Annotated in this window: 18 protein-coding genes and 1 pseudogene; 10 read left to right on the top strand and 9 right to left on the bottom strand. The window is 67.7% G+C overall.

All coding sequences use genetic code 11. From position 1 onward, the window contains the following. Positions 1-132: 132 nt before the first annotated feature. From SNOUR_RS23045 to SNOUR_RS23030, 4 genes are all read right to left on the bottom strand, one after another. On the bottom strand, positions 133-1,368 hold the full coding sequence (locus SNOUR_RS23045) for a serine hydrolase domain-containing protein (protein ID WP_079142836.1): 1,236 nt from the start codon (positions 1,366-1,368) through the stop codon (positions 133-135). Positions 1,369-1,747: 379 nt separating this feature from the next. Further along, positions 1,748-2,116, bottom strand: a complete 369-nt coding sequence (locus tag SNOUR_RS23040; RefSeq protein WP_067350261.1) for a DUF1048 domain-containing protein — start codon at positions 2,114-2,116, stop codon at positions 1,748-1,750. 1 nt (position 2,117) lies between these two features. Beyond that, entirely contained in the window at positions 2,118-2,447 is a 330-nt protein-coding gene (locus SNOUR_RS23035) for a PadR family transcriptional regulator (RefSeq protein WP_067350258.1), read from the bottom strand. Positions 2,448-3,250: 803 nt separating this feature from the next. After that, entirely contained in the window at positions 3,251-3,775 is a 525-nt protein-coding gene (locus SNOUR_RS23030) for a MarR family winged helix-turn-helix transcriptional regulator (RefSeq protein WP_067350255.1), read from the bottom strand. Positions 3,776-3,881: 106 nt separating this feature from the next. Here SNOUR_RS23030 and SNOUR_RS23025 point away from each other — a divergent pair, with 106 nt between their 5' ends. Genes SNOUR_RS23025 through SNOUR_RS23015 form a run of 3 tightly spaced genes read left to right on the top strand, consistent with a single transcriptional unit; the run spans position 3,882 to position 6,631 of the window. Continuing rightward, on the top strand, positions 3,882-4,724 hold the full coding sequence (locus tag SNOUR_RS23025; protein WP_067350252.1) for an NAD(P)H-binding protein: 843 nt from the start codon (positions 3,882-3,884) through the stop codon (positions 4,722-4,724). Positions 4,725-4,774: 50 nt separating this feature from the next. Then, positions 4,775-6,178, top strand: coding sequence for a DHA2 family efflux MFS transporter permease subunit (locus SNOUR_RS23020; RefSeq protein ID WP_067350249.1), 1,404 nt, complete (start codon positions 4,775-4,777; stop codon positions 6,176-6,178). Between the two features lie 18 nt (positions 6,179-6,196). Further along, positions 6,197-6,631, top strand: a complete 435-nt coding sequence (locus SNOUR_RS23015; protein WP_067350246.1) for a MarR family winged helix-turn-helix transcriptional regulator — start codon at positions 6,197-6,199, stop codon at positions 6,629-6,631. A gap of 70 nt (positions 6,632-6,701) precedes the next feature. On the opposite strand, the pseudogene SNOUR_RS49580 reads toward SNOUR_RS23015, so the two are convergent. Both SNOUR_RS49580 and SNOUR_RS23010 read right to left on the bottom strand, forming a co-directional pair. Beyond that, positions 6,702-6,882 (bottom strand): annotated as a pseudogene (locus SNOUR_RS49580) (IS701 family transposase); the annotation flags it as partial. Between the two features lie 186 nt (positions 6,883-7,068). Continuing rightward, complete coding sequence (locus SNOUR_RS23010) at positions 7,069-8,349, bottom strand: M20 metallopeptidase family protein (RefSeq protein ID WP_067350244.1); 1,281 nt, start codon at positions 8,347-8,349, stop codon at positions 7,069-7,071. 347 nt (positions 8,350-8,696) lie between these two features. On the opposite strand from SNOUR_RS23010, the gene SNOUR_RS23005 reads away from it, so the two are divergent. Then, positions 8,697-8,963, top strand: a complete 267-nt coding sequence (locus tag SNOUR_RS23005) for a hypothetical protein (protein ID WP_067358661.1) — start codon at positions 8,697-8,699, stop codon at positions 8,961-8,963. A gap of 426 nt (positions 8,964-9,389) precedes the next feature. Here the strand turns inward: SNOUR_RS23005 and pabB are convergent, their stop codons facing one another. Both pabB and SNOUR_RS22995 read right to left on the bottom strand, forming a co-directional pair. Next, entirely contained in the window at positions 9,390-11,543 is a 2,154-nt protein-coding gene (gene pabB / locus SNOUR_RS23000; RefSeq protein ID WP_067350241.1) for an aminodeoxychorismate synthase component I, read from the bottom strand. Continuing rightward, positions 11,531-12,289, bottom strand: a complete 759-nt coding sequence (locus tag SNOUR_RS22995; RefSeq protein ID WP_067350238.1) for a methyltransferase domain-containing protein — start codon at positions 12,287-12,289, stop codon at positions 11,531-11,533. The genes pabB and SNOUR_RS22995 overlap by 13 nt, the downstream gene beginning before the upstream one ends. A gap of 309 nt (positions 12,290-12,598) precedes the next feature. Between SNOUR_RS22995 and SNOUR_RS22990 the strand changes: the two genes are divergently transcribed. Continuing rightward, positions 12,599-14,578, top strand: coding sequence for a helix-turn-helix domain-containing protein (locus tag SNOUR_RS22990; protein ID WP_067350235.1), 1,980 nt, complete (start codon positions 12,599-12,601; stop codon positions 14,576-14,578). Here the strand turns inward: SNOUR_RS22990 and SNOUR_RS22985 are convergent. Next, entirely contained in the window at positions 14,527-15,849 is a 1,323-nt protein-coding gene (locus SNOUR_RS22985; RefSeq protein ID WP_446677942.1) for an IS701 family transposase, read from the bottom strand. The two genes, SNOUR_RS22990 and SNOUR_RS22985, sit on opposite strands and share 52 nt — an antisense overlap. 1,213 nt (positions 15,850-17,062) lie before the next feature. Here SNOUR_RS22985 and SNOUR_RS22980 point away from each other — a divergent pair. The 5 genes from SNOUR_RS22980 (at position 17,063) to SNOUR_RS22960 (ending at position 21,441) form a co-directional block, all read left to right on the top strand. Next, the gene (locus SNOUR_RS22980; RefSeq protein WP_067350229.1) at positions 17,063-18,130 is read left to right on the top strand and encodes a methionine ABC transporter ATP-binding protein; all 1,068 of its coding nucleotides are present in this window, start codon (positions 17,063-17,065) and stop codon (positions 18,128-18,130) included. Further along, positions 18,127-18,870: a methionine ABC transporter permease gene (locus SNOUR_RS22975; RefSeq protein WP_067350226.1), complete on the top strand. Its 744-nt coding sequence runs from the start codon at positions 18,127-18,129 to the stop codon at positions 18,868-18,870. Before SNOUR_RS22980 ends, SNOUR_RS22975 begins: the two co-directional genes overlap by 4 nt. Further along, entirely contained in the window at positions 18,860-19,723 is an 864-nt protein-coding gene (locus SNOUR_RS22970; protein ID WP_067350224.1) for a MetQ/NlpA family ABC transporter substrate-binding protein, read from the top strand. Before SNOUR_RS22975 ends, SNOUR_RS22970 begins: the two co-directional genes overlap by 11 nt. 92 nt (positions 19,724-19,815) lie before the next feature. Beyond that, a complete protein-coding gene (locus SNOUR_RS22965) occupies positions 19,816-20,664 on the top strand; it encodes a 2OG-Fe(II)-dependent halogenase WelO5 family protein (protein WP_067350221.1) in 849 nt (282 codons plus the stop codon). 120 nt (positions 20,665-20,784) lie between these two features. Continuing rightward, positions 20,785-21,441, top strand: a complete 657-nt coding sequence (locus SNOUR_RS22960) for a LysE family translocator (RefSeq protein WP_079142835.1) — start codon at positions 20,785-20,787, stop codon at positions 21,439-21,441. Positions 21,442-21,470: the final 29 nt, after the last annotated feature.

Raw genomic sequence — 21,470 nt, 5'->3', positions numbered from 1 at the left:
GTCATTCGCCCGGAGGGGCCGCCATCCCGTCGCGCCCCGGTCTCTTGCTGTTGCGAGGGGCCCGGCGCATGGCGGCGCCGAGCCCCCTCGAAGGTGCCGTCCGCGACTGTCCCGAGCCGGTCGTCGGGCGGGTCAGTCGTCGATGGCTTGGTAGAGCGTGGTCCAGAAGTCGTTGATGGCCTGTGCCGAGTCCGGGGTGGACATGCCGACCTGGGTGAGCAACATGCCGACGAGTTGGTTGTGCGGGTCGGCGTAGGTCGTGGTGCCGCTTCCGCCGTCCCAGCCGAACTGGCCGATGGGCGCGTAGTCCCCGCGGTAGGTGCGCACCGTCATCCCGAAGCCCCAACCGCCTTGCTGCCCTTGGCCGTAGGACAGATGGACGGCGTTGCGGGCCCAGGCTTCCCTCACGGCCAGTTGCTCGGCTGGGAGACGATTGGTCGTCATCAGCTCGACGGCGGCCCGGGACAGGATCCGTTCGCCCTCGTGCGTCCCGCCGTTGAGCAGCATGCGGAAGTAGGCGTGGTAGTCGTCGACGGTGGAGTCCAGTCCGCCGCCGCCCGAGGGGAAGGCCGGGGGCTTGCTGTGGTGTCCTCCTTCGGCCGGGTCCTCCACGTTGAACTGGCCGGTCTGCGGGTCGGGGGCGTACAGGGGCGGCAGCCGGTCGATCTTGTCGGCGGGCACGTAGAAGCCGGTGTCCTTCATGCCCAGCGGAGTGAAGAGGCGCTCGCGCAGGAACGACTCGAAGGACTGGCCGGCGACCCGGGCGACCAGCACCCCGAGGACGTCGTCGCTGACGTTGTACAGCCACCGCTCTCCGGGCTGGTACATCAGCGGAAGCGTGCCCAGGCGGCGGATCCACTCGTCCGGCTCGACCGCCGGCAGCAGCCATCCGTCCTGGCCGTAGATCCCCCGCTCGAAGAACGCGCTCATCATCGGGGCGGTCCGCGCCGTCATGTCCAGTCCGAGCCCGAACGTGGCGGTGAGCAGGTCCCGTACGGTGATCGGCCGCCGCGCCGGCACGGTGTCCTCCAACGGGCCGTCGGGCTGCTTGAGGACCTTCCGGTCGGCGAGTTCGGGCAGCCACCGCTCCACCGGGTCGTCCAGCCGCATCCGGCACTCGTCCAGCAGGACCATCGCCGCCGCGACCGCGACCGGCTTCGTCGTCGAAGCCATCCGGAAGATGGTGTCCCGACGCATCGGCGCGCCACCGTCATGACGCATCGTCCCCAGCGCTTCGACGTGCGTCTGACCGCCCCGGCTGACCAGCGCGACCAGCCCGGGAATCCTCCCGGACTCGACATACCGTGCCAGCACCCCGCGCAGTCTGCGCAGCCCAGCTTCCGAGAAGCCGCTGTTGCCTGTTCCCATCATGAATCTCCTCACGTGCAAGCGGTTGATACGTGCGGTGCTCGATACATGCGGTGTGCTCGATCTGCAGGACTCGTCCCGGCATGACGCTCCAGGGCATCCCCCAACGACGCGCGAGGGTGGGTGAGTTCGGCGTGGCCGGGTTCGCGGCCCCGAGGCGCGCCTCAATGAACCGTTCATGCCAACTGTCAGCGCCAACCGCGCTGATACCGGCTGTCGCCGCCCTGACGCCGCCGCTCACGCGCGGCGAGAAATGGCCAGCCGGCACGACCGCGTGGCCGCGTCGTGCAGACCGTGCAGATGGCCGATGAAAGTGGTGCCCGGCCCCGTCGCCGAGCACCATGTACCGCGCCTGGCTACCAGGCGCTCTCGTCGCCTTTCAGGCGCCTTGGCCGGCGGCGCGCTCGATGGCCTCGGTCAGTCGCTTCCGCGCACGGGCGGGGACGTAGCCACCGGCCGAGTAGTTCTCGACGAACGCCTCGACGAACTCCACCGGGTTCTCCCCGACGATCTCGCGGATCGACCTTCCATCCGCCGCGGCCTGCTCGAACAGGTCGGCGAGATCCTCGAACCTCGACGCATCACTGTCACCGTCGGTCGGCACGAAATGCATCATGTACCGCTCGATCGCCTCAACCGCCGCGCGGTAGTTCTCGGGAAGCTGCTTGGCGCGCGCCTTGTACGCCCGCCAGCGCTTCTTGGGCCCGATCAACTTCGAGATGAAGCCGTACTCTTCTACGTCGGACATGTCATCCGCCCCCTTCACGGAGCTGTTCCAGTCGTTCTGTGAGGAAGCTCCAGGTCCTCCAGAACTCGTCGAGATACTCACGTCCCTGAGCGTTCAGGGAGTACACCTTGCGCGGCGGTCCCTTCTCGGACGGGACCTTCTCCACATCGACCAGGCCGCGCTTCTCCACCCTGACGAGCAGCGCGTAGATGGTGCCCTCGGCGATGTCGGAGAAGCCCTGCTCCCGCAGCCGTGCCGTGATCTCGTAGCCGTACGCGGGCCGGCCGGACAGGGTCGCCAGGACGATGCCCTCCAGCGTCCCCTTGAGCATCTCTGTCATCTGCTTGCTCATGGGATACCTCTTCAGCTACTTGGTGCTGCTGACTACTGCTACACAGTAACGCTATCTACCGGTACTTAGCAACACTGAATTGCCGAGGGTTGGAGTGCGGGCCGGGACCACACGCGCGTGGGCGCGGATGACCTGATCTCTGCTCGCGAGCGAGCGCACCGGAGATCTCGCCCCTCGGCCTCACCCTCTTAGGCCGAGTCCTGTGCGGCGGGGCGGACGAATGACTTGTATCGGCGGATGGCGCCAGCGAGTTCGACGAAGGCCAGGTAGCCGCGACGGTCAAGGTCAGCGCGTGGAATCGCCGACCGGAAGCTCACCATGCGCAAGTGGACGGCGCGGCGGAGCCCGAGGGGGTGGCGGGCCTCCCGCTCGCACTCGGCGGTGAGCGTCTCCTCGATCCAGGCACACGCCTTCAGCGAACCGTACGAAGTCGGTCGGGGAGAGCCGGGCGAGCTCTGCGAGTTGGCCCGGGCACTCGGTCAACGTCGCACGGCAGCAGTCGGAACACCCTGGAGCTCTCAGACGGCGAACGGGCAGGGTTCCTCGCCGTGACCGTACGGCCCCGACCTCGCGACCCGGTGGTCGGCAGCGAACCAGCGTCGATGGGTGGGCGTGTGCCGTGGGGCCCGTTCGCCGCGACACGTAGCAACCACCGCCGCCTTGATGGCGCTCGCTGAAGATGCCCCTGGCCGCATTGAAGGCGTCCGGGCCCTTGTTCAGCCCCCTCGCGACGGCCCGCGCCATCGCCGGTCAAGGGGCTCACAGGCCCGCGATACGCCGTCCGGGACGGGCGCCAGGGCGGCTCAACGTGGCGCGTCCTCAGCCGGGCGTCGGTGGCGCAGGGCGTCCTGGGACTCGACGTACTTGAGCATGAGGCGTGCGAAGTCCAGGCGCTCCCGCTCGGTCCAGTCGGCGGTGATGCATTCGAAGGCCGAGCGCTGGTGGCGGCCGAAGCGGGCCATGAGCGCACGGCCCTCGGGGCTGAGGCGGAGGACGGTGCGGCGGCCGTCCTGCTGGGAGGCCGCGCGGACCAGGTAGCCGGCCGAGATGGAGTCGGAGACCATGCGACTGGCCACCGACGGGTCCACGCCAAGGTGCCGGGCGACAGCGCCGACCGTGATCTCTCCATCGCCGGACTCCCCGCCCGACTCGCCTTCCGCGACGTCCTGTTCGGCCTCCAGGACGATTCTGAGCACCAGCGTACGGCTGAGGTCCTTCTGGGAAATCGGGTCCTCGACCTCCAGGAGTGAGGAGCGCCGCAGCTTCCCGAAGGCCGGGCCCACGGCATCCAGCAACTCGTCCGCCGTCTTCGGTTCGCGCTTCGTCATACCCCTCATCGTACAGACATGAATGACTCCATGAATATGCGTGTTGACCCGCAAACGTGTGCGTGATTACATGCATATGCCTTCACACAACGAATGGAGCACTCCCATGACCATCCTCATCACCGGCGCCCGCGGCAAAGTCGGCCAGGCGATCGTCAGCCGCCTGCACTCCGCCGGCCGCACCATCCGCGCCGCCAGCGCCAACCCCGCCGAACTGGCCACCCCGGACGGCGTCGAGGTCGCCGAGCTCGCCCTCGACCGGCCCGAGACCTTCGACTCCGCACTCCGCGGCGTCCGCCAGGTCTTCCTCTACCCCCAGCCGGCCGGCATCCGCGAGCTGGTCAAGGCCGCCGAGGCCGCCGGCGTCGAGCACGTCGTCCTGCTCTCGTCCTCCTCGGTCCTGGGCCCGAACGCCGAGAACGACCCGCTCGCCAGCCACAGCCTCCAGGTCGAGCGGGCCCTCGCCGACTCCGACCTCACCCGCACGTTCCTGCGCCCGGACGCCTTCGCCAGCAACTCCCTCGGCTGGGCCCACTTCATCGGCCAGTCGATGCCGATCCCCCTCGCCTACCCGGACGCGCACCTCGCGCCCATCCACCCCGAGGACATCGCCGACATCGCCGTCGAAGCGCTGACCGGCGTCTCTCTCACCGGCCGCTCGGTCACCCTGACCGGCCCCGACTCACTCACCTTCCGCGAGCAACTCGCCGTCCTCGCGGACGCCCTCGGCCGACAGATCCCGGTCGAGCACATCACCCGCGCCGAGGCCGAGCAGCAGATGAGCCGCCACATGCCCGCGCCGATGGTCACCTCGCTGCTCGACCTGTGGGAGGCCGCCAACCACGGTCCGGCAGCCATCGCCGACACCACCCAGACCCTCCTCGGCCGCCCTGCCCGCACCTTCCGGCAGTGGGCCCGCGAGAACGCCGCCGCCTTTACCCGGCACTGATCCGGACGGGCTCACACCACACAGGCCCGTCCCCTCACCCAAGGGATTCCATGTCCACGGCCTTGACCCAGGCCCCCGCCACCCCGCAGACCGAGACCGACCGCCGGCGATGGGCCATCCTCACCGTCGTCCTCTTCTCCGCGGTCCTCGACCTCCTCGACTCCACGATCACCAACATCGCCGCCCCGACCATCGCCACCGACCTGCACGGCGGGGACGCCCTCGTTCAGTGGCTGGGCGCCGGTTACGCCCTGGCCATGGGCGTCCTGCTGGTGGTCGGCGGCAGACTCGGCGACAAGTTCGGCCGCCGCCGCCTGTTCCTGATCGGCCTCACCGGCTTCACGCTCGCGTCCGTCGCCTGCGGCCTGGCCACAGGACCCGCCTCCGTCATCGGGTTCCGCCTGCTCCAAGGAGCCTTCGGCGCCCTCGTGATCCCGCAGGGCTTCGGCATCCTCGGCGCGGTCTTTCCCCCGAACGAGATCGGCAAGGCGTTCGGCGTCTTCGCCCCCTGCCTCGGCCTGTCGGCGATCAGCGGCCCGGTCCTCGCCGGGCTCCTCATCGACAGCTTCGGCTGGCGCTCCATGTTCCTGATCAACATCGCGCTCGGCGGCCTCGCGATCGCCCTCGCCGCCCGGCTGCTACCCCGCGACGCGGGCGACCGGACGGTCACCGTCGATGTTCCAGGGTCCGGACTGCTCGCCGCCACGATGCTCGGCTTGCTCTACGGCCTGATCGACGGCTCAAACCACGGCTGGACGCTCGTCCCGGTCCTCTCCCTCACCGTCGGCGCCCTGCTCTTCGCGCTGTTCTGCCTGCGTCAGCGAACTGCCGCCGGCCCGCTCATCGAGCCCTCGCTGCTGAAGAACCGCGGCTTCACCTCGGGCCTGATCCTCGGCCTCGTCTTCAACGCGGCGGTCACCGGTCTGCTCCTCGTCCTCTCCCTCTTCTTCCAGGGCGGGCTGCACCGCACCCCGACCCAGACCTCGCTCGGCCTCGCCCCCGTCGCCGCCGGCATCATCCTCGCCTCGCTCGCCGCACACCGCCTGATGGCCCGCCTCGGCCGCACGCTCATCCTCATCGGCCTGCTGCTCACGCTGACCGGCACGCTGTCGCTACTCGTCCTGATCCACACCACCGACCCGACGGCATGGACGCTCCTCGCCCCGGTCTTCGTCACCGGCCTTGGCCTCGGCTCCTGCTTCGGCACCGTCTACGAGGTCACCCTCGGCGACATCGGCCCCAAGGAATCAGGCAGCGCCAGCGGTGCGCTCTCCGCCGTCGCACAACTCGCCAACAGCATCGGCGCCGCGGCCATCACCACCGTCTACTTCCACACCGCCGGCTCCCCCACGTCCGCAGCCGTCCACAGCCTCGCCACGGTCGCCGTCGGCACCCTCGCCTGCTGCGCCCTCGTGCGGCTGCTGCCGCGCACGGCCCGGCCCCGGCATCACTGACCCGCTCCGGAGCACGACATGAAGCCCATCGGTTACTGGCTCAACCGCACCGACAAGGCCCTCACCTGCCACATGAACGCCATGCTGGCCGAGTTCGGCCTCACCCGGACCGCCTGGCAGGTACTCAACGTCATCGAGAAGGATCCGCAGACCACCGACACCGAAGTGCTGACCGTCCTTGCCGCCAACGCGGACATCGGCACGCTGACCACCGCCATCGAGACAGTCATGGCCGACGGCTGGATCGCCCGCCCAGAGCCGGGCCGCCTCGCCCTGACCGACGACGGCCGCGCCCGCCTCAGCGACGTCGCCGAGCGCGTGCACGCCTTCCGCGACCTGTCGACGACCGGCATCACCCGCGAGGAATACCGGATCACCGTCGCCGTCCTGGAGCGGATGACCCACAACCTGGGGAACAGAACAATGAGTTCACCAAAGCCGCAGCCCTCATAACCAACATCCCGCCAGAACCCCGCGGCCCGGTCTCCCCGTCTCGGTTTCACCACCCCGCGCACCACTACCGCAGCTCCGACAGGGGCACCGTGGTGGGCAACCAGCACAGGTAGAAGGCGAGTTCACCGTGGCCGGGAGTTTACCGGCGGATCAGCAGGTGACGTTGGCCGTCGGTGCCGATGGGTGCCAATGCGGATCCAGGCCCAGTCGCAGGAACACGGGCCCTTTGCGCCGGCTCCGGCGCTGTGCCGCTGCGAGCAGCACAGCGCCGCCGCGGGCTGTTACAGCCCGACCTACGCCACGCAGAACTCGTTGCCCTCCGGAGCCTGCATGGTCCGCCAATGCCCGGCCGGGCTCTTTGTTCCCCTTTCGGACGCTGGTCGCCACGAGACCCTCCAGCCGAGCCATGCCTCCTTGCTGTATGACGCGACATCAGTTCACGACGCTATGCCCGTGTGCGTCCGCTCCGCGACCCATCCGGCCATCGCCCGTACGGCGAGGGTGATGGCCCGCTCGTCCGGATCGAAGTCGGGGTAGTGCGGGTAGCTGGTGGTGATGGGCGCGCCGGGGGAATGGACGCCGAGGAAGGTGAACGTGCCGGGGACGCGGTCCAAGTAGAGGGCGAAGTCTTCGCCGCTGAAGGGCGGGAAGGCGGCATGGAGCTCGGTGACCGCGTCTTGCCCGAGTGTGCGCCGCAGGTGGCCGGCGAGTGTGCGGGCGTCGCGTTCCGGGCAGACCATGGCCGGGAACGGCTCGGCGGGGAAGCTGACCTCGGCTCCCGCGTACGACGCGGCCAGGCGGCGGATGTCCGCGCGTATCTCCGGGTACCGTTCCGGCGGCCAGCAGCGGTAGGACACGGTCACCTTGCCGGCCTCCGGTGCCTGGGCCCGGACGACCACGAACCGGGCCAGTGGCCCGTCGGGTGTCTGGGCGTCGGCGACCAGCCGCTCGATGTCCGCTGGTGTCCGTGGTAGCGGCACCGTGGAGAGTGCGCCGATCTCGGCGGCCAGTCGTCGCGCAGCGTCGGGCGCGTCCGGCTGGGGCAGAACGACCTCCGCCTTGTCCAGGCCCGGCAGCCCGTAGCCCGCGGTGAGCGCGAACTGGCCGACGGGGAACGGCCCGCAGTGCAGCGCGTGAATCTCTTCCACGCCGGTGCGCTCCAGCACGCCCGTTTCGAGCAGTGCGCGGGCCCCGCTCAGGGTCTCCTCGGCAGGCTGGAAGAGGAACACCACTGTCCCGTCCAACTGCCTCCGCATCCGCGCCAGGACCCGTGCGATGCCGAGCGCCACGGTGGTATGGACGTCGTGCCCGCACAGATGGGCCGCCACCGGACCGCCGCCAACGATGTCCTTGGGCGGCACCGCGTCCATATCCGCCCGGTACGCAACGGTCCGGCCCGGACGCGAGCCCCGCAGGACACCGACCACGCCGTGGCCACCCATCCCGGTGGTGACGGCCAGCCCGGCTGCCCGCAGCTCTCGGGCCACCACACCGGCCGTGCGCCACTCCTGCCCCGGCGCCTCGGGATGCCGGTGGATGTCGCGCCGCAGCCTGATCAACCTCCACTTCAGGCGCGCCACCTCGGCGTCCACCGCTCCTTGCGCCACCGGCTGTCGCCACCCGCCGGCGACGGCCTCCCCCGCAGTTCCCCACACGATTCCCGCACCGGCTGCCGCCGCGCCCGCCAGCAGCGTACGACGCGCGAGAACGCGCTCCATGGGACGACCCACTGTTCCCCCTCCATGACCTTCAACTGGCCTTCCGGAAACGCCAGACGGCAGTCGCACCCCGCCACCGTGTATCTGAGCCCCGCCACCAGGCGAACGGAAGACCCGGAGGCCACATGATTGCCGCACGCCGCCGCCGCGCCCATCCGGCAGACCACCACCTCAAGGTGGGGATAACCACAACCTGGCCCGCCGCGAGATCGCGAAACCAGACTGGAGTACTGACCTGCGGCAACCACCCCTATGCGTCCCGAGCTCGTAGCGCGGGTTCGATGCCGGTTCTCTGAAGCAGACGAAGGCCCCGATGGCAAACAGCTGCCGACGCTAGGGTGCAAGACATGCCGAGATTTGCTGACTTCGACGCCTCGTCCCTCCGCCGCACCAGCTCGGTGGAGGGCGGGTTTCCCTGGCGCGGCCAGACCGTGACCCTCATCCGGATCGATGCGAAGGGGATCGTCACCCAGGCGACCCGCGTAACCGAGAAGCGGGCCACGCTGGCACAGGCAGGGCCGAAGGATCTGGTACTTGCTGCGTGGCCTGGGCAGTGGTCCCAGGACGTGTTCCTGGTGGACGATCTCAAGGCCGCCCGCGAGGAAATAGGCTGAGCCGAAGTGAACCGTGCAGTGAATTCGCTCGTGCGACGCCACACTCCGACGGGCTGAGTCACGACGAACGACAGTCGTCCACGCCTCCTGGGAGAAATCTGGGAGATGATCTTCTCCCAGAGCCCCTGCGAGACCACCCCAGGCCAAGCGAGACCAACGCCCTGACCTGCATAAACTCCAACACCGGCAGGTAGGGCAAGAACCGACCACTCTCCGGTCTCAGTCCTGGTCTCGTCCACCCCGTCCAGCACCCGCCCCGCATCTCGCTCCGCCGCAGGTCAGGACGTTCCCGCACTCTCCCGGCCCCCCAGACGAACATGTGGAAAAGGTGTTGGGGGCAACCCCTCGCGAGTTCGAATCTCGCATCCTCCGCACCGCTCAGCGGGGCAATCGAAGGCTCCGACCGGATCACGATCGGAGCCTTCGTCATTCCGTTGCTGCAGTTGCCGCACACAGCGCGCTGCCGATCTCGGCGATCTCCGCCCGCCCTGGGAAGGAACCCTGCGCCAGGGCCAGTAGCGGAGCTGCCTTCACCGCCGTCTCCTCGTACTCCGCCGTCGGGTCGGAGAGCGCGACAATGGCGCCGCCGACGCCGTAGCGCACCCGTCCCGGTGTCACCACAGCGGTGCGGATGACGATGCTCAGATCGGCCGCACCGGATAGGGAGAAGTAGCCGATGGCGCCGGAGTAGACACCGCGCGGTCCCGCTTCAAGACGGTCGACGATCTCCATCGTGCGGATCTTGGGCGCCCCGGTCATCGAGCCCCCGGGGAAAGCGGCGCGAACGCACTCCACGGCGCTCCGGCCGGCCGCCAGTCGCGCCCGGACCGTACTCACGAGCTGGTGGACAGTCGCATAGCTTTCGACGTCGAAGAGTCTGGTCACCTCTACCGAGCCGACCTCGGCGCACTGCCCCAGGTCGTTGCGTACGAGGTCGACGATCATCAGGTTCTCGGCGCGGTCCTTCTCGCTCGTGCGCAGCGCCGCCACCAGCGCGGCGTCCTCCCGTGGCCCCGCGCCGCGAGGCCGGGTCCCCTTGATCGGTTTGGACTCGGCCGTACCGTCCCGGGAAACGCGGAGAAACCGCTCAGGAGAGGTGCTCAGTACCGATAGTTGGCCGAGGCGCAGGAGCGCCCCGAACGGCGCGGGGCTGGTGCGGCGCAGGAACCGGTAGCTCTGCCAGGGATCGAGGTCTCCGTCCGCCTCGGCCATGTTTGTCAGACAGACCTCATATGTCTCGCCCGCCGTGATCTCCTGCTGGCACCGCTCGATCAGGTCCAGATAGGTCTCGCGGTCGTGGCGCAGTCGGATGGGAGAGAGCGGGGCAGGCAGGTTCGGCCGGTGCGGCACGACCCCGGCGATCGCGTCCAGGGCCTCGGCGGCGTCGGCAAACCAGGCGCGCGCGGTTTCGTCCGAATACCCGGCGCCCTCGCCACCCTCCTCCACCAGCGCGAGCAGGTACGTCGTCCCCGTCAGATGGTCGAGGACCAGAGCACGGTCGGTGAAGATCATCGCCGCATCGGGTTCCTCGGAGCGGTGCGCACGAGCCCCGCCGCATTCGGCCTTCAACTCATAGCCGAGGTAGCCGACCCACCCCAGTGCGAATTCGAAGGGCAGGTCGGGGAGTTCGGTACGGACCCCGCGCAGATCCACGTCCAGCCACTCCAGGAACTCACCGGTCACGACCTGCGTACCGGCGGCGGACCGTACGGTCACCGTACGGTCGTGCACATCGGCCGTGGCCACCCGGGCGAGCGGCCCCGCCGCGTCCCCCATGAACGAGAAGCGCCCCAGCGATGGGTCGCGACGGCTGCTATCCAGCCAGAAGGTGTGCTCGCTGCCGCGGAACAGCGCGTCGAAGGCAGCCTCCTCGTCCCAGCGAGTGGGCAGATCCTCGACCAGCACCCGCAGCCGCCGGGCGGGTCCGGGCGGCGCGGGCGCGGAAAGACCGGTGAACATGGCGGCACTTGGGCTCACTGGTACCGGCCGGTCCCGCCGCGCTCCTCGCGTCAGGCTCAGGTCCCGGAAGTTCGCCAGCAGTTCCTGCCCGTATTGGGTGGCCACCGATTCGGGATGGAACTGCACGCCCCACAGGGGACGGTCGCGGTGGCGCAGACCCATGAGTATCCCGTCCGGCGTCCAGGCTGTCGCCACCAGCTCCTCCGGCAGTGCGCTGACCGCAAGCGAGTGGTAACGCACCGCCTCGAACGGCTGCGGCAGCCCCTCGAACAGGCCGGTCCCGTCGTGCAGCACTGGTGAGGTACGGCCGTGCCGGGGTTCCGGGGCGCGCCCCACGGTGGCGCCGTGCTGGAGCGCGATGCCCTGGTAGCCGAGGCAGACTCCGAGCAAGGGCAGGTCGCAGCGATCCACCAGCTCCCGGCAGATGCCGAAGTCGGCGGCGTGGGCAGGGCTTCCCGGACCGGGTGAGAGCACCACGTTGTCGAACTCAGCGAGTCGGCCGAGCCGCCAGGAGGGGTCGTCGTTGCGGACCACCACCGGATCCTCCCCATTCACCCTGGCGAGGGAGTGGAAGAGGTTGTACGTGAAGGAGTCGTAGTTGTCGACGATCAGAGTGCGCACGGCTGCTCCGCGGCGAGCCGTCCGGTGCCGTCGGCCGTCCGGTCGCCAGCCACCTCCCACAGCATGTGCTCGACCATGTCGCCGGCGTCGGGCACGGTCACGCTGCGCAGTAGCCTCAGCTCCCGCCCGGTCTCCCTTGCGATGCGCCGCAGTGCGGTGAGGTCGCCTCGGCTGGAGAAGTGCAGAAGGGCCCGGCCGCCAGGGGCGAGACGGTCCGGTGCCTGTGCCAGGTACCGGCGGTGGGCCGTGTACCCGGGGTCGACGTAGGCCCGTTCGTGGACCGAGCGGTAGCGGTAGTCCGGCGGGGCGAGCACGAAGTTGGAGTGCCAGTAGACGGTGTCCACGCGCTCATCCGCCGGGAGGCCGGCGAAGAGGTCGCTGTGGACGGCACGGACGCGATCGGCTACGCCGTGCCGGGCCGCATTGAGCGCCGCGTTCCGTACCGCGTGGGGGTTGATGTCCGAGGCGATGACGCGCTCGCAGCCGGACAGCGCAGCGCTGACCGCGATGGCGCCGGTGCCGCACCCGATCTCCAGCAGCGAGCCTGCCCACGGCCACGACGGGGACCCGGACAGACCCAGCAGGGCCATGGCGACGGCGGTCGACGCGGTGTGCGTCGGGTCGAAGACCTGGTCCAGCAGGTCCCATTCGCGGCCGTTCATGGTGAAGACGTTCGGGCGGTCCTCCCGGGTGAGGGAGTCCCAGCTGCGCTGGAGTGAGTTCTGGTAGCTCCGGACTTCTGACATCAGGTCCCCTGTTTTCCGGTGGCATCAGGACCCGTGTCCACGTGCATCACATCGGTAGCCGGGCGCCGCCTCGACACCCCCTGTGCTGATCATGACGCGAGGTAATGGATTGGCAAAGGTGATCGCGTCACACTTCCCTCACGCGATCCGGTGCTCCGGCCACCATCTCTGCGCCACCCCTCTGCCGCAGCGCCTCGGTCCACTGCCGTGCGATGGGGTCGAAATCCGCAAAATCAGCCATTTCTAGTAGCCTGGGCCAACGATTCGAAGTTGATCTGGGGGCTATGCCTTTGACATGAGGGAGTCATCGTGACGGCGACCACGCAACAGAACCGTCCTGATGCCCTGGCAGTGCTCGAACTTCTGGCCCGCCGGGAGCCTCCGCGGCGCTTTGAGGAACTTCTCCAGCGCGCCCGCCGGAACGGCACCTCCGTAAAGGACATGGAAAAGCTCGACCGGGCAGTCCGTCTCGGCCTGGACATCCATGACCTCTTCGGTCGAGCTCAACAACGGGAGGCCGGGCTTACCGCGCTGGTGGACAACGCCCGCCAGCTGACCCACTCGCGCGACCAGGGCGACCTGCTCAAGGAGGTGGCCCGGCGGGCCCAGCGGCTGCTGCACGTCGACATGGCGTACATCGGCCTTCACGACGCGAACGACGGCACGATGACCATCCGTGCTTCGGAAGGCGATACCACCGCCCTCAACGTCGGGCTCACGGTACGCCGCAGTGCAGGTCTCGGCACCGCGGTCCTGGCCGAACGCGCTCCGTTCTGGACCCCCGACTACCTGGTCGACGAGCACATTCAGCATTCCGAAGAGATCGACGATGTGGTCGAGGCGGAGGGTATCCGCGCCATCATGGCGGTCCCGCTGCAGTGCTGCGGCAGCGTAATGGGCACGCTCTACGGCGCCGACCGCGAGGTGCGGCACTTCCGTCCGGACGAGATCAGCCTGATGTGCTCACTGGCTGATCTCGCAGCCGTCGCCATCGAACAGACCGCGGAGCTGGCGAAGGCCCGGACCGAGGTCCGGGAGCTGGAGCGTGATACCTCACAGGCCAGGACCGTGCTCACCACGGAGCAGCAGCTCGAAGCCGTCCATAGTCGGCTGATCGGCCTCGTCCTGGACGGCCGCGACCTGCATGCCATCGCCGAGGAGGCGGCCGTGGCGATGCGCGGCACGGTGGCTGTACGTGACCCCGGCGGCCGACTGCTGGCTGCCATCGGCGAACCGCCCCGCTGCGACGAGGTGGAGCTGGCCAAGTGCCGGCTGGACGCACACGCCGGCGGTGAGCCGGTCCCGCTGAGCGACGGCGCTTGGATCGCCCCGGTCGCCGCCGGTGGGGAGAACCTCGGCACTATGTTGCTGGCCCCCGAGGAGCCGCCGGCCGCCCCCTCCGATGTCCGGCTGCTCTCTCTTGTCACCCAGGCCATGGCGCTCGCCCTCCTGCTGGAGCGCAGTACGGCGCTCGCCGCCGGGCAGGTGCGCGACGAGTTTCTCGACGAGCTGCTGGCCGGACCGCGCCGACCGTGGCGGCAGGTCGAAGAGCGGGCCCGCCGGCTGAGCATCAACCTCGACGACTCCCATGTCGTCGTGGTGACCCGCCCGGAAGGCGGCTCCCGAGGCCGGGCGGTCGTCTGGGCCTCTTCATACGCACACCGCAAGCAGGGCCTCAAGAGTGTCCATGACGGCTGCATCACCCTGCTGCTCCCGGGGGACGATGCGAACGCTGCTGCCAGGGCCATCTACGACGAACTCTCATCGCTCCTCGGCCACCCCGTCACAGTCGGCGCGGCCGGCCCCACATCCGGCCTCGACACCGTCCGCCAGATACACCGCGAAGCCCAGTACTGTCTCCAAGCCCTCACGGACCTCGGCAGCACCGGCTGCTTCGCCACCCCCCAGCAGATGGGCTTTCTCGGCGTCCTCCTCTCCGACACCTTCGACGTCGAGGACTACATCCACTCCGTCATCGGTGCCGTACTCGACTACGACACCCAGCGCTTCACCGACCTCGCGCACACCCTGGACGCCTATTTCGCAGCGAGTGGCAGCCCCCGGCACGCGGCCCGGTCCCTGCACGTCCACCCCAACACGGTCTCCCGCCGGTTGGATCGGATCACCGAACTCCTGGGCCCCAACTGGCAAAAGCCCGACCGCGCGCTGGAGATCCAGCTGGCCCTTCGGCTGAACCACACCCGTCGCACACTCCGGGACCATCGTTCAGCCGCCCGTCAGGCGGATAGCCCTGGCAGCACGAGCGGGTCCCCCAACTCCCGCTCATAGAATGCTTTGTGGCTGGACCGGTCGGAACTCCACGACTCTCCTGGCCCGGAGTGCAGCACCACCTCCGCATGGGCCGCGGAGGCGAGCGTCATATGCCGATGCCAGCCGGGGAAGGACCGACCCTCGAAGTCCCTTAGTCCCAACCGGTCGCCCACCCGCTCCACATCGCGGCCCACCTTCTCGGCAAGCTTGACCAGCCTCAACAAGGAGCCGGCCAGGCGTCCTGGCGAGCTGGGCCACGTGTCCGGCAGATCGGCCAGCCAGATCCGCGCCGGCCCGCGCCGCAGATCGTCGTGCCATTCGCCCAGCAGCACGCTCCTCCGGGCGAGCCAGGTCGGCTGGGGGCCTGCCCCCGACCGGGCGAGCCGTACGGGGACCGCTACGGCGAGCGTGGTCCGGCATACGCCGGGCACGACCGGATGCGTCCACACCACTGGGCGGGCCTGCCCCTTGACCGACTCAAGGATCCGCCGTGCCGTGAGCGAACCCAGGCCGGATCCGGACCGCGCCGAATCGGCCGGCACCAGCCGCGTCCGGTCATCGATCCGCATGAGCAGCGGAACCCCAGCCTTCGCGAACGATCGGGCAGCCACACCGGGATCACTCACCTCGACGTCCAGAACCACCGGCTTGGCCGACAGCCCCCACGCCTGCACGGCCTCAAGGCCCGTGGCAATGGCACACTCCCACGGCGTCGCCTCACCTACGCCCCGGGGTATCTCCGCCCGCGATCGCTGTACCTGGTCGTCGAGCCAACTCGGCGGCAGGAACAAGCGCCAGCCGACCGGAACACTGAGCTCCTCCGAAGCAAACCAAGCGCCATGTGCCAACTGGCCATTCATCATCTGTCCGCGGTCGACAATGAGCTGCCGCCCCACACCTACCGATTGCGTCCCCGACTTGGCAATCGGCAACGACTGCACCACCCATGCCTGTTGGGTCGCCACGCACTCCATGAAACTCGCCAGCGCGGCCCGCATCGGCTGCCAGTCCCACGTGGAACGGGAGATGAAGTGGTGCAGGCTCTGCTCAGCGGCGGTCCCGCCCTGCAGCGTGGCGATATTCCGTATCGACTTACGCCCCTGGGTCGTCAGCAGCCCGCTCAGGTACTGATCCGCCTTCTTGCGCTGATCGCTACGGCGCAGGACGGAGAACAGCGCTGCCCGCAGATCCGCACACCCGCTCCCGCCCTCTCCGTTCTCTTCGGCACGGGCGGGCTCCACATGCTGCCCAAGAGAATCCCTCAGACTCAGCGCAACTGCTTGGTTCACAACACTCCGTCCGCGGTTCGGCCGCCTGGCGACTGACCCTTCAACGGTGGCCGTTGCCCACCGCCAGGACGAGGTGCACCGATCACACAACCACGCCCGGAAAGGAGCGCGGCAGCACCGCGGAGCACGGAGCCGGAGCTGGTTCACCCCCACCTCAGCGAGCCGTACCGCGAGGCGACCACGGCGGAAGTCCGGCTACTTCCCTCAGATCCGGCGTGAGTTCATGAGCACCGAGTTCCGCGTCGACCGCAAGACCATCGGGTTGCTGGACCACCGCCCCGCGATGGGTTCCGGAGCGCGCGTTGCCTTGCCGGAACCGAATACTTCCCAACGCATCCGTCGCGATACCCCGGCCCACAGTGCGATCCTGCCTTGCCCGTCCTGGCCTCGTGCCTTCTTCACGGAGTCCCAGCTGAGACCTGACGAAGTCGGCGGGAATCCTTGCGTCCGGGCATTGGCCTTGAAAAGCTCCTCCGCAACGAGCCATCTCGGGGCCCTAACCCTGTGAATGGCGTCCTATCGCTACACGAAATGAACCAACGTGAACGTCGTCGCTTCGTATCGCCGTATGACCGGAGAGCACCCCGCCGCGGTCGGCGTGGCATCCGTTCGCCCCGAGCCGCATCTGGGTTCGGGTGGCCGGTCCGAGGTGCAGTTCCGGAACGACGCCGTTGCCGAGATGCTGCAGGGGCGTGGCTCGTACGCGTAGGAGAGTAAGCCAAATCCCGTACGCCGCCGTCAGTACTCAAAGCGTTAAATTGCTGATTTCCGGCGGAGTGCACGGACAACGGGGGAGAAGGCACGCAAGTTCGCCTTCCATGGCTTCTGCGGCGGTGCCGCAAGCAGGACGGCAAGCGGCTTGATCGCTTGATCACCCTCGTCGCCGAGGGCAGCGCACTGCTTGCGCTGACTGCTCACACTCGCCTCGTGGTCGATGTGCCATAACCGAGCCGTTACTGCGATTTCCGTACCCCTGGACGACCTCTTCGTCAGGCTGGTTCCCGACGCGCTGCAGGAAGTTCGTGTCACGCATTACGCACGAAAGGGCTTCCGCGTGACGTGCGTCTCCTCGTTCGAGGAATCCGTCATGTATCAGCACATTCCCGCTGGATATGGGATGAGGCCAGTGATGTCCGCCTCCGCATTCGTCTCATGAGAGGCACCCGCGGCTCATGCCGCTGTCTGCCGCCCCCGCAAAAGGAAATGAAATCCCTTGATCACTGCAAAAGACCTGACCAAGGTCTACCGCTTGCGCGGCCGCGAGGTAACCGCCCTCGACGGCGTGGATATGCATGTCCGCGAGGGCGAGGTATACGGCATCCTTGGGCAGAGTGGCGCAGGCAAGAGCACCCTGATCCGTTGTGTCAACATGCTGGAGCGGCCGACTTCGGGGACCATCACCGTGGCAGGCGAGGAACTGACCACGCTGGCCGGCCGCTCGGGCCGGGCGAACTCGGCGCTCCGCAGGGCTCGTAGCCGCATCGGTATGGTCTTTCAGCATTTCAATCTGCTGTCTTCGCGGACCGTTCAGGAAAACGTAGAGCTGCCGTTGGAAATGCTCGGACTCCCGTCAAGGGAGCGCGCAAGGAAGGCAGTTGAACTGCTGGATCTGGTCGGTCTGGCGGACAAGGCGAAGAGCTACCCGGCGCAGTTGTCGGGTGGACAGAAGCAGCGTGTCGGAATTGCCCGCGCACTGGCCGCCGACCCGAAAGTTCTTCTTTCGGACGAGGCAACCTCTGCTCTCGACCCGGAAACCACGCGATCGATTCTCCAGCTGCTGCGTGACCTCAACCAACAGCTCGGGCTCACCATTTTGCTGATCACGCACGAGATGGACGTCGTCAAGACGATCTGTGATTCGGCCGCGGTGATGAAAGGGGGCCGGGTCGTCGAATCCGGCACCGTTCCCGAGCTTCTTGCGGCGCCAGGATCAGAGTTGGCGAAGGAGTTGTACCCGGTTGCGGGCGAGGTAGCCGCCATGGACCGGACCGTTCTCGATGTGACGTTCCACCAGGGGTTGGAAAACCAGTCCGTGGTCTCTCAGCTCTCCCGTATGCACAACGTCGAAGTGGAGGTCCTCGGGGCGTCGTTGGAGAGCGGTGGCGGACGCCAGCGAGGGCGGATGCGGATCGCGTTGCCCAAGCAACCGGCGGATAACTCGGCGTCAATCGACTTCCTGCGCGAGCGGGGAATACGGGTGGAGGAGATCCGACTGATGACCGGCGATGCCGTGGCCGCGCATGACAACAAGGACGTACCGGCCATGGAGGGTGCAAAGTGAACTGGAGCCATATGCAGCCTCTGCTGTTCCGCGGGCTTGTGGAGACCCTCTATATGGTCTTCTGGTCGTCGCTGATCGCCGTCCTGGCCGGCCTGCCGCTCGGCGTCCTGCTGGTGTTGACCGAACGAGGCGGACTGCTGCAGAACGCGGCAGTGAACAAAGTCCTCGGCGCGGTCGTGAACGCCGCTCGCGCCCTGCCGTTCATTGTTCTGATGGTGGCGCTGATCCCGTTCACCAAGTGGGTGACCGGCGCCACGATCGGCGCGGACGCGGCGATCGTGCCACTCGCGATAGGTGCCATCCCCTTCTTCGCCCGGCTGGTGGAGACATCGGTACGGGAAATCGACAACGGTCTGGTGGAAGCGGTGCAAGCCATGGGAGGCAGCACCTGGACCGTGATCCGCAAGGTACTGCCGGAGTCGTTCCCCTCTCTGGTGGCCGGGATCACCACCACAGTCGTCACGCTCATCGGCTACTCGGCGATGGCTGGTGTGCTCGGGGCAGGCGGCATCGGCGACCTGGCGGTCCGGTACGGCTTCTACCGCTACGAGACCGACGTCATGGTGATCACCATCGTCATGCTGATCGTGCTGGTCACGATCGTCCAGCTGATCGGCGATCTGATTGTCCGCAGCCTCCAGCGACGGGGCCGCGCCGCCGCGTCGGCCGTACGGCTGCGACTGCTGAAGACGCGTCGCAGCGCCGCGGCGGGCACCAAGGGGACGAACCATGCGCTGTGAGTCTGCCCGTACGGGCCGCTCCAAGGGCCTTCCCGCGGGACTCGCCAAGGGCCTTTCCTTGGTCGCCGCCGCTGTGCTGGTGCCCGGTCTGGCCTCCTGCGGGCTGTCGATCGGGGACAAGGACGCGCTGGTCATCGCCGCCAGCCCGGTGCCGCACGCGGAGATCATCAATTACGTCAAAGAACACCTGGCGGACCGCGTAGGACTGAAACTGGAGGTGCGTGAGTTCACCGACTTCGCGACGCCCAACCTGGCGACCGATGAAGGTTCGGTCGACGTCAATTACTTCCAGAACAAGCCCTACCTTGACGACTTCAACAAGGAGAGGGGCACCCATGTGGTGCCGGTCGTCAACGTCCAGCTTGAACCCTTCGGCCTTTACTCGAAGAAGATCAAATCGGTGGACGAGCTGACCACTGGGGACACCATCGGCCTCCCCAACGACACGGTCAACGAGGCCCGGGCCCTGCAACTTCTGGAATCCAAGGGAATTATCAAGCTTCGGAACGGTGCCGGAACTTCCGCCACCCCGAACGACATCGTCAAGAACCCTAAGAATCTCCGATTCAAGGAGTTGGAGGCGGCGGGAGTATCCCGGGCGATGGACGACGTCGAAGGCGTCATGCTCAACGGTAACTACGCCTTCCAGGCCGGGCTCAAGCCGTCCAAGGACGCGCTCGTGCTGGAGTCTCCCAAGAACAATCCGTACACCAACTTCATCGCCGTCAAAGCTGGCCACGAGAGCGATCCACGCGTACAAAAGCTGGCCAAGCTTCTGAACTCCGATGAAGTCAAGAGATTCATCGAGCGCAAGTATCAGGGCTCCGTCCTCCCGGCCTTCGGGAAGCCGTAGAAAGCCCTTACGCGCACCTTTTCACCTCCCCTATTCCCTTGATTCAGTGACGCCACTTCGTCGCGCACGAAAATTTCTAGAAAGGAAACTCCGTGACCATCACGGCAGATATCCAGGAAAAGAACATCGCCTCCTACGGCACCCCCGTCTACTCCCTCTTCCAGGCGATCGAGGTCGACACCCTGGAGCGCAAGAACCTCGAACTTCTCGCGGCAGGGACTCTGGGCGCCATGCGGGTCCGGGACTTCTTCACACCGGAGCAGTGCGCTGAGATCATGCGGTCGCTCGAAGACTGCGAAATGGGCAGCTATGACGAGCAGCTCGTGCAGCCGCGGGTTCCCAAGCTGGGCCCGGCCACGTACGACTACTACACCCGCTACGCGGACAAGCAGCTCCCGGACGCGTACTGGGAGCACACCGAGCAGTCGAACAAGTCCCGCGCCACCCTGCTCTTCGGCGGCGATCCGCTGGATGCCGCCACCGAGAAGATCGGCAAGGCGTGGGGCGGTCCGATCGCCAACGCCACCTCCGAGGGGCGTGCGATGTTCGCCGGTATGATCCGCGAGTCCATCAAGGGCGTACGGATGCACTTCGACGAGATCGTCCGTGAGATCCCTGGTGCGGTTGACGAGCCCCCGATCTGCCAGCTGGCCTTCAACGTCCACCTCGCCATGCCCGAGTCGGGCGGCGACACGACGATCTACCGCCGGCGCTGGAAGCCCACCGACGAACTGCCGGAGAACCGGGACAGCTACGGCTACGCCGAACACATCGCCGCCGACGAACCGGCCCTCACAGTACGTGCGGCCGTGGGCGACGCGATGTTCTTCGACCCGCGCAACTACCACATCGTGCGGCCGAACACGGCTGAGGGACGCCGGGTCACCCTGTCGTTCTTCGTCGGCATCACCGGCAGCGGCAAGTTGATCGTCTGGTCCTGACCCCCGCTGGCACGCCGGGAGCTGCCGCCGCACCTCTCTCCCGGTGCGGCGGCAGCTCCCGGCCCGTGAACGGCTCGCCGGCGCAATCAACGTATCCGACGCAATCGAGAAGGCACACGCGTGCAGAATTCGCTGCTCAGTTTCCTGGGAGTCGCCGCGCTCCTGGTCATGGCTCCCGGTGTTGACTTCGCCCTAGTACTGAAGAACTCCCTGGTTGCGCGCCGGCAGGGGGTAGCGACTGCCCTCGGGGTCGTCAACGGGATGCTGCTGCACACCCTGCTCGCCGTCGTCGGCCTCACCGCGATCCTGACGTACGACCTGGCCGTGCTGCTGTTGTACGCGGTGAGCGGTGGCTTCCTGGTCTACCTCGGGATACGCGGCCTCGTGAGTGTCATCCGTACCTTCCGCCGATCCCGAGAATCCGCAGCCCAAGGGGAAGTTGGATCCGAGGAGCCCAACACACTCGGCAAGGGACGGACAGTAGCCGCCTTTCGGAGCGGATTCCTCGTCAACGCGCTCAATCCCAAGGCGCCGGTGCTGTTCCTCAGCATCATGCCGCAATTCATTCCGTCCGGAGCATCCCACGTTTCCTACACGTTGCTGCTCGGCACCGTTGTCATCGCTTGTGGTCTGCTCTGGTTCCCGATGGTGGCAGTGACCGCGCACCGGCTGGGCCCCCTGCTCACCCGCCCCAAGGTCCGGGTAGCGGTAGAAGGCGCCACCGCCGTGGTCATTCTCTCCTTGGGGGTTCTCCAGTGGGCCGCGCTCTTCTCCTGAACCCGCTATCCACAGGGAACTCCCTTCTC

The organism is Streptomyces noursei ATCC 11455 (assembly GCF_001704275.1).
Lineage (GTDB): Bacteria > Actinomycetota > Actinomycetes > Streptomycetales > Streptomycetaceae > Streptomyces > Streptomyces noursei.
This window is presented reverse-complemented; position numbering and strand designations above follow the sequence as displayed.